The 14991-nt window shown below is 71.9% G+C and carries 14 protein-coding genes and 1 riboswitch; of the genes, 6 read left to right on the top strand and 8 right to left on the bottom strand.

All coding sequences use genetic code 11. The annotated features are described in order from the left end of the window. Positions 1 to 48: 48 nt before the first annotated feature. The 4 genes from GTY84_RS27365 to GTY84_RS27350 form a co-directional block, all read right to left on the bottom strand. Positions 49 to 531, bottom strand: coding sequence for an NUDIX hydrolase (locus GTY84_RS27365; protein WP_161229078.1), 483 nt, complete (start codon positions 529 to 531; stop codon positions 49 to 51). A gap of 326 nt (positions 532 to 857) precedes the next feature. Then, positions 858 to 2036: a cystathionine gamma-lyase gene (locus tag GTY84_RS27360; protein WP_161229077.1), complete on the bottom strand. Its 1179-nt coding sequence runs from the start codon at positions 2034 to 2036 to the stop codon at positions 858 to 860. Beyond that, positions 2033 to 2521 (bottom strand): low molecular weight protein-tyrosine-phosphatase, encoded by a 489-nt coding sequence (locus GTY84_RS27355; protein WP_161229076.1) that lies wholly within the window; start codon positions 2519 to 2521, stop codon positions 2033 to 2035. Before GTY84_RS27355 ends, GTY84_RS27360 begins: the two co-directional genes overlap by 4 nt. Before the next feature lie 5 nt (positions 2522 to 2526). Continuing rightward, positions 2527 to 2904, bottom strand: coding sequence for a phage holin family protein (locus GTY84_RS27350; protein ID WP_161229075.1), 378 nt, complete (start codon positions 2902 to 2904; stop codon positions 2527 to 2529). A 59-nt stretch (positions 2905 to 2963) separates the two neighbouring features. Here GTY84_RS27350 and GTY84_RS27345 point away from each other — a divergent pair, with 59 nt between their 5' ends. From GTY84_RS27345 to GTY84_RS27330, 4 genes are all read left to right on the top strand, one after another. Next, positions 2964 to 3281: a cupin domain-containing protein gene (locus GTY84_RS27345; protein WP_161229130.1), complete on the top strand. Its 318-nt coding sequence runs from the start codon at positions 2964 to 2966 to the stop codon at positions 3279 to 3281. A 301-nt stretch (positions 3282 to 3582) separates the two neighbouring features. Further along, the gene (locus GTY84_RS27340; RefSeq protein WP_161229074.1) at positions 3583 to 3792 is read left to right on the top strand and encodes a DUF5326 family protein; all 210 of its coding nucleotides are present in this window, start codon (positions 3583 to 3585) and stop codon (positions 3790 to 3792) included. A 248-nt stretch (positions 3793 to 4040) separates the two neighbouring features. After that, the gene (locus tag GTY84_RS27335) at positions 4041 to 4823 is read left to right on the top strand and encodes a helix-turn-helix domain-containing protein (RefSeq protein ID WP_202551868.1); all 783 of its coding nucleotides are present in this window, start codon (positions 4041 to 4043) and stop codon (positions 4821 to 4823) included. A gap of 111 nt (positions 4824 to 4934) precedes the next feature. Then, the gene (locus GTY84_RS27330) at positions 4935 to 5372 is read left to right on the top strand and encodes an SsgA family sporulation/cell division regulator (RefSeq protein WP_161229073.1); all 438 of its coding nucleotides are present in this window, start codon (positions 4935 to 4937) and stop codon (positions 5370 to 5372) included. 77 nt (positions 5373 to 5449) lie between these two features. Here GTY84_RS27330 and GTY84_RS27325 read toward each other — a convergent pair whose 3' ends face one another. Next, entirely contained in the window at positions 5450 to 6898 is a 1449-nt protein-coding gene (locus tag GTY84_RS27325; protein WP_161229072.1) for a YibE/F family protein, read from the bottom strand. A gap of 71 nt (positions 6899 to 6969) precedes the next feature. Beyond that, a riboswitch (TPP riboswitch) is annotated at positions 6970 to 7126 on the top strand. Here GTY84_RS27325 and thiC point away from each other — a divergent pair. Together thiC and GTY84_RS27315 are read left to right on the top strand one after the other, a co-directional pair. Beyond that, positions 7120 to 8961: a phosphomethylpyrimidine synthase ThiC gene (gene thiC, locus GTY84_RS27320; protein WP_161229071.1), complete on the top strand. Its 1842-nt coding sequence runs from the start codon at positions 7120 to 7122 to the stop codon at positions 8959 to 8961. (Overlaps the previous riboswitch by 7 nt.) A gap of 318 nt (positions 8962 to 9279) precedes the next feature. Next, complete coding sequence (locus GTY84_RS27315; RefSeq protein WP_161229070.1) at positions 9280 to 10860, top strand: VWA domain-containing protein; 1581 nt, start codon at positions 9280 to 9282, stop codon at positions 10858 to 10860. A gap of 22 nt (positions 10861 to 10882) precedes the next feature. On the opposite strand, the gene GTY84_RS27310 is transcribed toward GTY84_RS27315, so the two are convergent. The 3 genes from GTY84_RS27310 to GTY84_RS27300 form a co-directional block, all read right to left on the bottom strand. Then, the gene (locus tag GTY84_RS27310) at positions 10883 to 11743 is read right to left on the bottom strand and encodes a hypothetical protein (protein WP_161229069.1); all 861 of its coding nucleotides are present in this window, start codon (positions 11741 to 11743) and stop codon (positions 10883 to 10885) included. Between the two features lie 181 nt (positions 11744 to 11924). After that, on the bottom strand, positions 11925 to 13019 hold the full coding sequence (locus GTY84_RS27305) for a metallophosphoesterase (RefSeq protein WP_265292129.1): 1095 nt from the start codon (positions 13017 to 13019) through the stop codon (positions 11925 to 11927). 538 nt (positions 13020 to 13557) lie between these two features. Next, on the bottom strand, positions 13558 to 14670 hold the full coding sequence (locus GTY84_RS27300) for a LacI family DNA-binding transcriptional regulator (RefSeq protein WP_161229067.1): 1113 nt from the start codon (positions 14668 to 14670) through the stop codon (positions 13558 to 13560). Between the last annotated feature and the right edge of the window lie 321 nt (positions 14671 to 14991).

Raw genomic sequence — 14991 nt, 5'->3', positions numbered from 1 at the left:
TTCCCCAAGTACGCGAAAGCTCTTGGCCACATCCCGGCGATGCGGGGGTCAGCCGAGGTCGGGGGCGTGCAGGGCGCGTACTCCCTCGATGTTGCCGTCCAGATAGTGGCGCAGCGACAGCGGCACGAGGTGCACGGAGGCGATTCCCACCCGGGTGAACGGCACTCGGACGATCTCGTACTCACCGAGCGGTTCGTCGATCTCGGGGCCGTGCCGCAGGGCGGTGTCCATGGACTCCAGACGGCAGACGAAGAAGTGCTGCACCTTCACCCCGGTCGCGCCGCCGTCGTCCCCGATGTGCTCCACCGTGTCGACGAAGCAGGGGACCACGCCGGTGATCTTGGCGCCGAGTTCCTCGTACACCTCGCGGTGCAGGGCGTCGACGACGGTGCTGTCCCCGCGCTCGACCCCGCCTCCGGGAGTGACCCAGTAGGGGTCGACGCCGGGCTTGGTGCGCTTGATCAGGATGAGGTCGTCACCGGCCAGGAGTACGGCGCGGGCGGTGCGCTTGACCACGGGTCGGACGGTCATGGTGGGAATGTGGCCCGGCTGGTTCCACGTGAAACATCGGGCGCCGTCATCGGTCGCGATCACCGGAGGCCGCAGTGGGACCGGGGCCACGGGGCGCGCCTTATCCTCGCGCGCCGTCCGGCCGCTCACCGTGCCGATCCCCGGGTCCGTCGCTGGCTGCTGACCGAAGGGCCGACAGGCGTTGACGCCCGGTCAACCGGACATGCCCGAGCCGTTGTTCACCCGGTCTCGCGGGGGCGGTCCCAGCCCTGAGGCAGGCTCGAACCGTTCCCCGCGAGGCGCCTGTCCGTGCTCGCGAGCCGGTCGTGGCGGAGGGGGCGGAGGGATCAGCGCGCCGACTCCTCCAGGGCACGCAGCAGATCGGCCACCAGATCCCCGGAGTCCTCGGCACCCACAGAGAGGCGGATGAAGCCCTCGGGCACCGCGTCACCACCCCAGCGTCCGCGCCGCTCGGCCGTCGAGCGCAGCCCGCCGAAGCTCGTCGCCTCGTCCACGAGCCGCAGCGCGCCGAGAAACCGCTCGGCGCGCGCCCGGGAGGGCAGCGTGAACGACACGACGCAGCCGTAGCCGCGCATCTGGCGGGAGGCGATCTCGTGGGAGGCGTCGTCGGGCAGTCCCGGGTAGCGCAGTCCCGTCACGTCGGGGTGCTCACGCAGTGTCTCCGCGACGCTCAGCGCGGTGGCGTTCTGCCTCTCCACCCGCATCTGGAGCGTGGAGATGGACCGGTGGGCGAGCCATGCCTCCATGGGCCCCGGAATGGTGCCCATGACCTTGCGCCAGTCCCCCACGGCCTCCATGGGGCCGCTCCGGGGCCCGGCGACATAGCCCAGCAGGACGTCACCGTGACCGGTGAGCTGCTTGGTGCCGCTGGCGACGACGAAGTCCGCGCCCAGCTCCAGCGGACGCTGGCCGAGGGGCGTGGCCAGCGTGTTGTCGACGGCGACCAGGGCGCCTCCCGTGTGCGCCGCGTCGGCGAGCCGCCGGATGTCGCAGACGTCGAGCCCGGGGTTGGACGGCGTCTCGATCCAGAGCAGCTTCGCCCCCTCCAGGACGCCGAGCTGGGCGTCCCCGCCGGTCGGCGCGGTGCGGACCTCGACTCCGTACGCCTCCAGCCGGGCCCGCACCTGGGGGAGTGCCTGGTAGCCGTCGTCGGGCAGCACGACTGCGTCACCGGAGCGCACCTGGGAGAACAGGACGGAGGTGATCGCCGCCATGCCCGAGGGGAACACGAGCGCGGTGACGTCGTCCCGCCCGGGAGCTTCCAGTTCGCCGATGGCGTCCTCAAGCCGGGTCCACGTCGGGTTCTCGTGCCGTCCGTAGGTGTAAGGGCCGGTGGGCTCGCCCGGGAGGTGGAAGTGGGCGGCGAACACGGGTCCGGGCAGGGTCGGTTCGTAGGCGACGGGCTCGGGCAACCCCGCGCGCACCGCGCGGGTGCCCTCACCGGGCCCGGGGGCCACGGGGCCCCCTGCCGGGACGGCTCCGCCACCGGCGGCCGAATCGTTCATGCCGCTCGCCCCTCCAGTTGTTCGCGTACGGCGGCGAGCAGCGGGGTGCTCGCCGCCTCCACCATCGTGAGGCACTCCTCGAAACCCTCCGTGCCGCCGTAGTACGGGTCCGGCACGTCGGGGTCACCTGCGTCGGGGTCGTAGGAGCGCAGCAGCCGGATCTTGGCCGCGTCCCGCTCCGTGGGGGCGAGCCGCCGCAGGGCCTCGAGATGGCTCGCGTCGAGCGCGACGACCAGGTCGAGGCGGGAGAACCAGGACGGCTGGAACTGCCGGGCCGTGTGTTCCGGGCGGTAGCCGTTCTCCTCCAGGACGGCCACGGTGCGCGGGTCGGCGCCTTCGCCCTCGTGCCAGCCCCCCGTTCCGGCGCTGTCGGCGGTGATCAGGTCCTCCAGCCCGGCCTCCTCGACCCGCGCGCGGAAGACGGCCTCGGCCATCGGGGAGCGGCAGATGTTGCCCGTGCAGACGAAACAGACGCGGTAGGTCATCTTCCTCAGCCCTCGTCGGGCAGGAACGCGTTCAGGGCCCAGGAGACGATCGAGATGATCAGACCGCCCAGCACGGCTGTCCAGAAGCCCTCCACGTGGAAGCTCAGGTCGAGCTTGTCGGCCAGCCAGGAGGTGAGCAGCAGCATGAGGGCGTTGACGATCAGCGTGAACAGGCCGAGGGTCAGGATGAACAGCGGGAAGGTCAGCACCTGGACGACGGGCTTCACCAGGAGGTTCACCAGGCCGAAGACCACGGCGACCAGGATCAGCGTCCCCGCCTTCTTCCCGGTGCTGCCGCCGGTCAGGGTGATCTTGTCCAGCAGCCATACGGCGACGGCCAGGGCCCCCGCGTTGGCGATCGTCTTGACTACGAAATTCTTCATGTGTCTGATCGTGGCAGACACGATCGGAAATGAACCGTGAGGCAGGGACGGACAAGGCGATGAAGGCATTCCGGCTGGACGAACTGGAGGCGGAGCGTGCCGCCAACGACGGCGCCTATCTGCAGTTCCTGCGGGAGCGGAACATGTCGGTCGGGCTCTACGCCCTGGACGCGGGCACGGCCGACCCGCAGCAGCCGCACCAGCAGGACGAGGTGTACTTCGTGGTGAGCGGCCGGGCCGCGATCACCGTCGGGACGGAGACCACCGAGGTGGCCAGGGGCAGTGTGGTGTACGTGCCGGCCGGGGTGCCGCACAAGTTCCACCACATCAGCGAGGACCTGAAGGTGCTGGTGGTGTTCTCGCCGCCCGAGGGCTGAGGCCGGTCCGGGGACCTCCGGCGGACCCGGGAATCCCCTGGGAAGGTGTCCGGCACCGGTCCGCGGAGGCGCCCCGCCCGCCCCGCGCACCCGGTCCGCGCACCCACCGCCGTGTCACCGGACGCCCCCTAGGGGACGGGTCAGGGGGAGACAAGGGGTGCGGGAGTCCCATCGGGGCGGCCCTGGCCATAGCATCGATGGTGCGGGGAATCAGAGGATTCCCGGCATCCCGGGCCCATCGGGCCGCCGGGACACCGACGGACCCGGCACGCGCGCGGGCGGAGAGGTAAGGACGAGGGCGATGCGAGAGATCTTCACGGGACTGCCGTGGTGGGTGAAGTGGGTCGCGGTGCCGGTCATCGCGCTGCTCGTGTTCGGTGGGCTGATCGCCAGCGTGGTCGGCTTCGTGGTCGGGCTGCTCTTCAAGGTGCTGATCTTCGTCGCCCTCGTCGGCGGTCTGGTCTACATCGTCCGCCGCTTCATGTCGAGCTCGTCGGGCGGCGGCTGGTGAACCCCGGGGGACACCGGTGGCGGTGACCACCACCGGTTCCCTCGCGAGGGGGAAGTTTCTCCGACAGTGGGTACGGGAACGGTGACCGAAGGTTAGAGTCCGGAACTCCGCGCGGGGGCGACCCCGCGAGCGGCGTACTCCGTTCCGTGCGCTGAGCACGGGCCGCCCACCTCGCGTTCCGGGAGTCACCCTTGGTCACGGCCGACACAGCAGGCGTTCCGGTGCACGCGCTCCCCGTGCAGCCCCAGATGTCATCGCCGAAGCCCGGGGCGCCCTCCCCGCAGCCCGCGACCCTCATCGGCTCCGTGCAGCGCGCCATGCGCCTCCTGGAATGCGTCGCCGGCCACCCCTACGGCGCCCCCGCCAAACAACTCGCCCGGGAGACGGGGCTGGCGCTGCCCACCGCCTACCACCTGCTGCGCACCCTGGTGCACGAGGGGTATCTACGGCGAGACAAGGGCCTGTTCTTCCTGGGGGACGCCGTCGAGCGGCTGAGCAGCGGCGGAGCAGTGCAGAAACGTCGCGGCACGATCGCCGAGATGCTCGCCAACTGGCGCGACGCGATCGGTGTGCCGGTGTACTACGCCGTGTACCGCGACGGTGAGATCGATGTCGTCTGCGTCTCGGAGACCCCCGCCCGTCCCGCGGTCGCGGAGCGGGCCGACTTCCGTGAGACGGGACACGCGCACGCCATCGGGCAGTGCCTCCTGTCGCGACTGGACCGGGACGCGCGGCGCGATCACCTGGCCCGGCATCCGGTCCACCCGCTGACTCCGTACACGGTGCGTGACGACCGCGCCCTGCTGGACCGGCTGGAACGCCTCGAACGGGCGGCGACGGTGACGGAGCGGCAGGAGTACGCCCTGGGCACGGTCTGCGCGGCCCTCCCGGTCACGGTGGGGGCCACGATCGCCTCGGTGGCCATCTCCCTGCCCGTGCACCAGGCCGACCGACTGCTGCCCACGGCACAGCGACTGCAGCATGAACTGGGCCGACTGCTGGGGTCGCTCGCACTCTCTATCACTATGTGAAAACTAACTCCTTGTGATCTGGTGTGTACGTTCAGCAAGATGCCTCCAGTGTAAGAGGTTGTGTAAGAGGTTTGATTCCCGGCCAGTCGACGGCGAATGACGGGGTAGGCAATGGGCGAGTCGGTACAGGCAGAGGTCATGATGAGTTTTCTCGTGTCCGAGGAGCTCTCGTTCCGCATCCCGGTGGAACTGCGCTATGAGACCCGTGATCCGTATGCCGTACGGCTGACCTTCCACCTTCCCGGGGACGCCCCGGTGACCTGGGCCTTCGGCCGGGAGCTGTTGGTGGACGGCGTGGGCATGCCGTGCGGTGACGGAGACGTGCGGATCGCGCCCGTCGACCCGGAGCCGCTGGCCGAGGTGATGATCCGGCTTCAGGTCGGCAGCGACCAGGCGCTGTTCCGTTCGTCGGCGGCACCGCTGGTGGCCTTCCTCGACCGCACGGACAAGCTGGTTCCCCTGGGGCAGGAGGGGGCGCTCGCCAATCTGGACACGCACCTGGACGAGGCCCTGGACCGCATCCTGGCCGAGGAGCAGAGCGCCGGCTGAACCGTTACGGCTGCCGCCGTGACACCCGGGGCACGACGGCGCCCCGCTCCGGGCGGCACCCGGTACGGCGGCCGGGGTCAGCGCTTGCGGCGCCGGCCCCGTCCGCTCCGTCCCCGCCCCGCCGCGCGGACGCCCGCGGCGGGTCCGGCGGCCGTCCGGTCGGCCGAGACGACCATGGCCGCGAGAGCCGTGGTCACCGGCACCGAGGCCACGAGGCCGATCGACCCGACCAGCGTGCGGACGATCTCCTCCGCGACCAGTTCGCTGTTGGCGACCACCCCCACGCTGCTCTGCGCGACCGAGAACAGCAGCAGCAGGGGCAGCGCGGCACCCGCGTAGGCGAGGACGAGGGTGTTGACGACCGACGCGATGTGGTCGCGGCCGATGCGGATGCCCGCCCGGTACAGCGCCCGCCAGCCCAGCGCGGGGTTGGCCTCGTGCAGTTCCCATACCGCCGAGGTCTGGGTCACCGTCACGTCGTCGAGGACGCCGAGCGATCCGATGATGACCCCGGCGAGCAGCAGACCGCTCATGTCGATCGCCGGGTACAGCCCGTGGATGAGACCGGTGCTGTCGTCGGTGTTGCCCGTGAGGGCGGCCCAGCCGATGAACAGGGAGCCCAGCACCCCGATCAGCAGCAGTGAGGCCAGCGTGCCCAGGACCGCGACCGAGGTGCGGGCCGACAGGCCGTGGCACAGGTACAGCGCGATCAGCATGATGGCGCTGGACCCGATCACCGCGACCAGCAGAGGGTTCGCCCCCTGGAGGATCGCGGGCAGGATGAAGAAGTTCAGCAGCAGGAAGCTGATGGCCAGGGAGACCAGTGCCATCAGCCCCCGGAGCCGGCCGACCACCACCACGGCCAGCGCGAAGATCCCGGCGAGCAGGGACAGGGGCAGCCGCCGGTCGACGTCGATCACCGAGTACTGCAGGTCGTGCGGTGCGGTGGGCACATGGGCGACGACCACCCGCTGGCCCAGGTGCAACTGCCGAGTCTGGTCCGGCCGTACGGTCTCCGTGAACGTACGGCCCTTGTCCCCGCCGGTGTCGACACGGATCGTGGCCCGTTTGCAGAGACCCTTCTCCTCCCGGGCGGGTGAGGAGTCCGGCGCGGCGGCGGTGTCACCGGCCGGGGCGCCACCCGGGGTGCCGACGGAGGCGCAGCCCAGGCTCTCCAGAGCGGTCACCGTGGCCTGCTGCGTCTGCCGGTCGAAGCCGACGCCGGTGTGCTGGTGGGCGGGCGTCCCGGCCGGCCAGAGCGCCATGAGTCCGACGAGCACCGCGGCGGTGAACGGGATGAGCACCGCCGCGATGACCTTGCGCAGATGCCGGGAGACCGGCGCCGCCGGGCCATGGCTGTGACTGTGCCCATGACCGTGGCCGGTGCCGTGCGTCTGCCCGTGTCTGTGGTCCCGGACGTGCTCCTGGCCGGGGGTGTCGGCCCGCCCCGGTGCGTGTCCATGGTCCGCCGTGTCGTCGGCGGTCGCCGTGCGGCCCGGGTCTGAGGGGTGTCGCGTCCTGGTCACCGACCGATCATCGCAAGAGCGAAGGGGCCCCTCTGGTCACCGCGCCCGAAGGGGCGCTAGCGTGGAGGCACCTTTGTACACGCGGGAGCTCGGAGCACCGGGCTGAGAGGGCGCTGACCTCCGTCCCAGCGATGTTTCACATGAAACGTCGACGGACGGACACCGCTGCGTCGACCGCCGAACCTGTTACCGGGTAATGCCGGCGTAGGGAGATAGGTCTCATGACCATCAAGGACGCGCGCACGCCTGCCTCCACGCAGGACTCCACGCGGGACGCCGCCCAGCAGGGGCCGTCCGCTCGGGAGACGACCGCGGAGAACGGGAAGTCCATCGGCTGGCACAAGGCGTATGTCGAGGGCTCGCGCCCCGATCTGCGGGTGCCGGTCCGTCAGGTGCACCTCACCAACGGGAAGTCGGTCACGCTGTACGACACCTCGGGCCCGTACACCGACCCCCTCGTCGAGACGGATGTCCGCCGGGGCCTGGAGCCGCTGCGGGAGAACTGGATCACCGCCCGCGGCGACACCGAGGAATACGCGGGCCGCCCGGTCCGCCCCGAGGACGACGGGATCAAGCACACCTCGCCGCGCGGGGGACTGCGCAACCTGGACGCGGTCTTCCCGGGCCGCCCCCGCCAGCCGCGCCGGGGCCGCGAAGGACGGGCGGTGACGCAGCTCGCATACGCCCGCCGGGGCGAGATCACGCCCGAGATGGAGTACGTGGCCGTCCGGGAGAACGTGGCACCCGAGGTGGTCCGGGAGGAGATTGCGGCGGGCCGTGCCGTGCTGCCGGCCAACATCAACCACCCGGAGATCGAGCCGATGATCATCGGTAAGCGGTTCCTGGTGAAGGTCAACGCCAACATCGGCAACTCGGCGGTGACCTCCTCCATCGAGGAGGAGGTGGAGAAGATGACCTGGGCGACCCGCTGGGGCGCCGACACGGTCATGGACCTCTCCACCGGCCGCAACATCCACACCACCCGTGAGTGGGTGCTGCGCAACTCCCCCGTCCCCATCGGCACCGTGCCGCTCTACCAGGCCCTGGAGAAGGTCGACGGCCGGGCCGAGGAGCTGAGCTGGGAGATCTACAAGGACACCGTCATCGAGCAGGCCGAGCAGGGCGTGGACTACATGACCGTCCACGCGGGCGTCCGTCTCGCGTACGTGCCGCTGACGGCGAACCGCAAGACCGGAATCGTCTCGCGCGGCGGCTCGATCATGGCGGCCTGGTGTCTGGCGCACCACAAGGAGTCCTTCCTCTACGAGCACTTCGAGGAACTGTGCGAGATCCTCGCCTCCTACGACGTGACGTACTCCCTCGGCGACGGTCTGCGGCCCGGCTCCATCGCCGACGCCAACGACGAGGCGCAGTTCGCCGAGCTGCGCACGCTCGGTGAGCTCAACACCATCGCCAAGCGCCATCAGGTGCAGACCATGATCGAGGGCCCGGGACATGTCCCGATGCACAAGATCAAGGAGAACATCGACCTCCAGCAGGAGATCTGCGAGGAGGCGCCGTTCTACACGCTCGGTCCGCTGACCACGGACATCGCACCGGCGTACGACCACATCACCTCCGGCATCGGAGCCGCGATGATCGCGTGGTGGGGCACCGCCATGCTCTGCTACGTCACGCCCAAGGAGCATCTGGGCCTGCCCAACCGCGACGACGTCAAGACCGGCGTGATCACCTACAAGATCGCCGCGCACGCCGCCGACCTGGCCAAGGGGCATCCGGGCGCGCAGGAGTGGGACGACGCGCTGTCGGACGCGCGGTTCGAGTTCCGGTGGGAGGACCAGTTTAACCTGGCCCTCGACCCGGACACGGCACGGGAGTTCCACGACGAGACGCTGCCGGCGGAGCCCGCCAAGACCGCCCACTTCTGCTCGATGTGCGGGCCGAAGTTCTGCTCGATGAAGATCAGCCAGAGCATCACGGAGCGGTTCGGAGGTGCGTCGGCCGAGGGCGCCTCGGCCGAGGAGATCGCCGAGGGGATGCTGCGGAAGTCGAAGGAGTTCGCCGCGGGCGGCAACCGCGTGTACCTCCCGCTGGCCGACTGACGCTCCGGGCCGGCGCCGGTCGGCCGGAGCTCCGGGCCCGCGCTCCGGCCGGCTGACGCTCCGGATCAGCCGTCGGTGTCCTGTCGTCACCTGCTTCGCGGGGCAGGTCGGACCGCCCGTGACGGTTGCCGTGACGCGCGGCGTGCGGCGCCTCCGGTGACGGCCGTCCGCCGTGCCGCCCCTTCCGCCGGAGGGGACGGCACGGCGACCCGACCGGTTGCGGGGCCTCTGTCGTCACCGGTGCCCCGGGGCTGTGGCCGGCCGTCGGGCGTGGTCCCGTCCCTGGTCCGCCCGGGTCCGGCTCGGCAGACTGGGCGCATGACAGCCACTTCCCTGAGCAAGGGCGCCAATCTCGCCGTCGACTCCCCCGCCGTGCGGGCCGAGCTGGTCCGTTCGGCCGGGCCGGGCGTTCCCGAGGTCGACGCGTCGGCGCTGCTGCTCACCTCGGCGGGACGGGTGCGGGACGACGGCGACTTCGTCTTCCACAACCAGCCGCGCCACACCTCCGGGGCGGTACGCCGACTGGGCCGCCAGGACGGGCCCGGCACCAGTGCCGACACCGTCGAGGTGGACCTGGGTGCCCTGGAACCTGCCGTCGAGCGGGTGCTGCTGTGCGCCTCGGCCGACGGCGGGACCTTCGGGCAGGTGCCCCTGCTGTCCCTGCGGCTGAGGGACGCGGGCACCGGGGCCGAGCTGGCCCGCTTCGACATCGCCGCCGCCACGGAGACCGCGCTGGTGGCCGGCGAACTGTACCGGCGCCAGGGCCGGTGGAGGTTCCGCGCGGTGGGGCAGGGCTACGCCAGCGGACTCGCGGGTCTGGCCACCGACTTCGGGATCACGGTCGACGACGCTCCCCCGCCCGACGTCCCGCTCGTCCCGCTCGTCCCGCCCGTTCCGACCGCCCCGCCCGCCGCACCCCCGGCGCCCACGGTGGCCGTCCCCACCGCGACCACGTCTCCCGCACCCACCGTTCCTCCGGCTCCTCCCCTGCCGCCCGCACCCCCGGGCTTCGCCCCGTCCCCCGCGCCGGCCGCCGCCGCGCCCCCACCGGCTTCGCCGTACGCCCCGGGACCCCCGAGGTCCGGGCCGCCGGCCTCCGCCGCTCCCGTCGCCGCCGCGCCCGGCTCCGGCCCCCGGCTCACCAAGGGGGAGGAGCGCCTGCCCGTGGACATGCGCAAGCGGCTGTCCCTGCGCAAGGAGCAGGTCGCCGTCAGCCTGCGCAAACACGGCGCGGCCGGCGTCACCGCCCGGGTGGTACTGGTCCTCGACGCCTCCGGTTCCATGGCCTCCCTCTACGCCAAGGGCGTCGTGGCCGACGTGGTCGAGCGGATGGCCGCCGTGGCCGCGCAACTGGACGACGACGGCGAGATGCAGGCGTGGACCTTCGCCTCGAACCCGGCCCGGCTGCCCGATCTCCGCCTGGGCGAGCTGCCGGACTGGCTGCGCCTGCACGTGCGGGTGGGGGAGATCGGTCTGTTCCGCCGCCGGGGGCGCAGGAAGTCGCTGCTGGAGGGACAGGTCGACATGCGGGACGTCGGCATCCAGAACGAGGAGCAGAAGGTGATCGCCGAGGTGCGCGCCTTCGTCCGGGACAACCCCGCGCCGGTGCCCACCCTGGTGCTCTTCTTCTCCGACGGCGGCGTCTACCGCGACGGCGAGATCGAGCGGGAGCTGCGCGAGGCCGTGGAGGAACCGGTCTTCTGGCAGTTCGTGGGCCTGGGCCGGGCCCAGTACGGGGTGCTGGAGCGTTTTGACACCCTGCCCGGCCGACGCGTCGACAACGTCGGCTTCTTCGCCGTCGACGACATCGGGACCGTCCCCGACCCGGAGCTGTACGACCGGCTGCTGTCCGAGTTCCCCTCCTGGATCGCCGCCGCCGGCCGGGCGGGCATCCTGTGAGGCCGCCCGCCCCGGCCGGTGGCTATTCCGGCTGGTGGTCCGGCCCGCCGAAGTCCGGGCTGGAGTAGTCCGGACTGGAGTAGCTGGGGCGGGACCCGGCCGCGGGGCCGTCCCCCGGGCTGCTGAACCCCGGCCTCCCGTACCCCAGGTGCGGCATGCGGCCCGCCGGTGCCGCCGGGCCCGTGCGGGGAACGGCCGGCGCCCCCGCACCGGCCAGCCTGTCCCGCAGGAACGGCAGGATGCCCCGGTGGAGCAGGGCGTCGTGCCAGGCATCCCGTGCCAGCGCCACCTCCTCGTCGGGCCCGCCGCGGCCGGACTCGGCGGAGGGCCGGTTGCGCAGCGCGGTGATCAGCAGGCCGGCAGCGGCCACCAGGATCGCGACCACGGTGACCGCGCCGAAGAACCACCCCATGGTGAGCATGGTCCGCGCGAAGGCCCGCTCCGGGGCGAACGCCTTCAGCAGGAAGCCGACGATCAGGAAGATCGTGGCGGCGGTGCCGGCCAGGACGGGCGTCAGGACGGCGATCACGGCGACGGCGCCCGCTCCGGCGGCCTCGCCCACCGAGGCGGCGAGCCCCGCCGCGTCAGCGCCCCGCCCCTCCGGGCCGGACGCGGTGGGCCCGGACGGCGCGAGGCCCTGCGGCGCCGGGTGGCGCAGGGCCTCGCGGACCTTCACGTAGTGCTGGTACTCGGCGGCCGCCGCCTCCGTGATGGCCACGGTGGCGGCGAGGGCCAGGGTGCGCAGTTGCTGGCTGGTGTACCGCTGTCCGATCCCGGACAGCTCCGGACGGTGTGGTGCGGAGCGCAGCGCCTCGTCGAGGACCCGCTCGTACTCCTGGCGGTCCTCGCGCGACAGGTGCTGCGGAACGCTGTTCATCTGCATCCCCCGATGCTCCGTAGGGCTTGGGGCTCGCATGGGAACGAGCCGTCGGGCAGAAACGGAGGGGAGCCTGCTACGGATAATCCGATGGTAGAGCGGTGACGGTGCGCGGTGACAGGGGGTTTACCGAAATTGGGTGCCGTCCCGCACGGGCGCGTCGGCGGGCCGGAGACGCGGTGAACGCTCAGTCTTCCAGCGGCAGTTGCTGGACCAGCAGTTTCCCCGCCATCGTCACGCCGCCGTCCATCGCGATGGCCAGCCCGTCCGCGTAGACGTGGGGGCCCTCGACCACGGTGCGGTTGTCGTCCTCGCCGTCCTCGGAGCCGACCTCGCCCAGCAGGTACGGGATGGGGCTGTGCCCGTGGACGACGCGCGTGCCGCCGTAGGTGTCCAGCAGCGAGCGGACGGCGTCGGCGCCGCCCTCGTCGCGGAAGGAGAAGCGCTTGGTCAGCTTGCGGAACAGGTCCCAGACCTCCTCCACGTCATTGCGGGTCAGGGTCTCCCGCACGGTGTCGTTGACCTCTTCGATGGAGCGCCCGTAGTCGAGGTAGGTGAGGGTGTCGGAGTGCACCAGGAGGTGGTCGTCTACCTCCTCCAGGGCGTCGAGACGGGCCATCCACTGCAGGTGGTGGTCCTGGAGGCGGTCCATGTCAGTCTTCTGGCCGCCGTTGAGCAGCCAGGCCGCCTGGAAGGTGGCGGTGCCCGCGCCGGAGCTGACCGGCGTGTCGCCGAAGCGCTTGGCACCGAGCAGCAGCAGTTCGTGGTTGCCCATCAGGGCCTTGCAGTAGCCGCCGGCGGCGGCGGCCTCGGCGGAGAGCCGCATCACGAGGTCGATGACACCGATGCCGTCGGGCCCGCGGTCGGTGAAGTCCCCGAGGAACCAGAGCCGGGCGGTGCCCGCGCACCAGGTGCCCGAGGCGTCGACGAGGTCCTGCTCCCGCAGGGCGGCGACCAGCTCGTCGAGGTAGCCGTGCACGTCCCCGACGACGTACAGCGGGCCCTGGCCGGTGGCGGGCGGGGCGGCCGGGGCGGGTTCGGGCTCGATGGTCACCTGGACCGTGTCACCCCGGCGGATGACGGGCAGATCGCGCTGGGTCGGGGTGTACCCCTCCGGGTAGGCGTCCGCGGCGGGCGGGGCGGGCTCGGCCGGGGGGGTGCCGGCGGAGGCGTACGGAGCGCTGTCGTGGACGTACGCGGGCACCCGGAAGTCGCGCACGGTCGCCGTGCGTTCCACCTCGGGTCCCTGACCGGCCCCCTGAGTCATCGACCCCTCCACCATCGCGCCGCGTCTGCACCGGTTCGGACTGCCTGGTCGCAGCGGCCCTCGGTGTCGTGGGCCCATCATAGGAATGCGAATCGCGCTGTGTGATGACCCTGGGGTGGTGAATCGGGGCGGCGCTCCGGTTCACCGGGGCTTTCGCCCCGATTGGCCCGATCTTTTTCCCTCGGTCGTGGCCTTGCTTTTTCGCCCGCTCCGGGCAATGCCGCCGTGCGCCCACCGGGCGCCCCGGGGAGCGGCGGGCGGTGCCGGACACGGAGTGGGGCCGTGTGCCCCGCGTCGCCCGGACGGTCCGCCCGGCCCCGGCGGCACACCGCGCGGAGGCCGTGTGCCGCCGGGCGCCGCAGCACGACCCGGGGTGTTCCGGCCCGGACGCCGGTCGGCCCGGGTGCCGGTGCGTCCCGGGTGCCGCCCGGCGCGCCGGGGAGGCGCGGGGGTGTGGGGGGCGTGGGGGCGCCGTCCCTCCCGCGGTGCGCCCCGGCGGCCCCGGGGGGATCGCCGCTCCGCGTCCCCCGCGGGTGGTCCGGCACCCCACCCCCTACTGGCCCTCGGGGGAGCGCGGGGGGCTGACCGTCGTGCGCGGGGAGCGGCGCTGCGACGAGGTGCGCACGATCAGCTCGGTCGGTATCACCTGCTCGACCGGCTGGTCGGACTCCAGGCCCTCGATGGCGTCGATGAGGAGCTGCACCACCGCCGTGCCGATCCGGCGCGGCTTGAGCGACAGGGTGGTGATGGCCGGCTCGGTGTTGGCGTAGACCATGGACTCGCTGCAGCAGACCAGCAGCAGGTCCTCGGGGACGCGCAGCCCGTAGCGGCGGGCGGCGGCGAGCAGATCGGTGCCGTTCGGGTCGAACAGGCCGTAGACGGCGTCGGGCCGGTCGGGGCGGGCCAGCAGCCGGTCGGCGGCGACGGCGCCCGCGCACGGGTCGTGCGCCGGGTAGGCCTCGTAGACGGGGTCCTGGCCGACCCGCTCGCACCAGCGCAGGTACGCGGTGGTCGACAGGTGGGTGTACGTGTCCGTGGTGGTGCCGGTGAGCAGGCCGATGCGGCGGGCGCCCGCGTCGGCCAGGTGGTCGAGGATGCCGAGCACCGCGGCCTCGTGGTCGTTGTCGACCCAGGCGGTGACCGGCAGGCTGCCGGCGGGTCGGCCGTCCGAGACCACCGGTAAGCCCTGGCGGACCAGTTCGCCGACGACCGGGTCCTGGTCCGAGGGATCGATGACGACGGTGCCGTCCAGCGCGACGTTGGACCACACGTCGTGCCGGGAGGTGGCCGGGAGGATCACGAGGGCGTAGCCGCGGGCGAGCGCGGCGGAGGTGGCGGCGCGCGCCATCTCCGCGAAGTACGCGAACTCGGTGAAGGTGAAAGGTTCATCCCCGTACGTCGTCACGGTCAGGCCGATGAGCCCCGACTTGCCGGTGCGGAGTGTGCGGGCGGCGGCCGAGGGCCGGTAGCCCAGTCGGTCGGCGACCTCGCGGACATGGCGGCGGGTGGCGTCCGGGAGCCTGCCCTTGCCGTTGAGGGCGTCGGAGACGGTGGTGATGGAGACTCCGGCGGCGGCGGCCACGTCCCTGATGCCCGCCCGGCCCGGCCGGCTGCCTCGGCGTGAGGTTTCCGTGCGGCTCACCTGGTGCTTCCCTGCTGCTGTCATGGCGTGCCGATAGTAGGGCTCATGAGGTGGGGTAGGGCGGACGCATATGCGCCCGGCGAGAGGCACGTTTCTGCATGGTCATTTCTTATTAACTCCCTTCGAAAACAAGCTTGTTGGCCATCTATACCCCAGGACGTTACGTGTCGGCGTCCGCGCGCCTGCCGAGGGGACGATGTTGCGAAGAGGTCTCAACTCACCTTCACGGGGGACGCGCGCCACGGCGCAAGCCACCGGCGCGTAGATATATGTACGACGCGCCCCCCAAATCGTGCGCCTTGTCCGCTGATGACCGTGATGCCCGTGTGACGGACGCGGCCCGCT

Origin of the sequence: Streptomyces sp. SID8352 (assembly GCF_009862265.1) — a bacterium.
In the GTDB taxonomy this organism is placed as follows: domain Bacteria; phylum Actinomycetota; class Actinomycetes; order Streptomycetales; family Streptomycetaceae; genus Streptomyces.
This window is presented reverse-complemented; position numbering and strand designations above follow the sequence as displayed.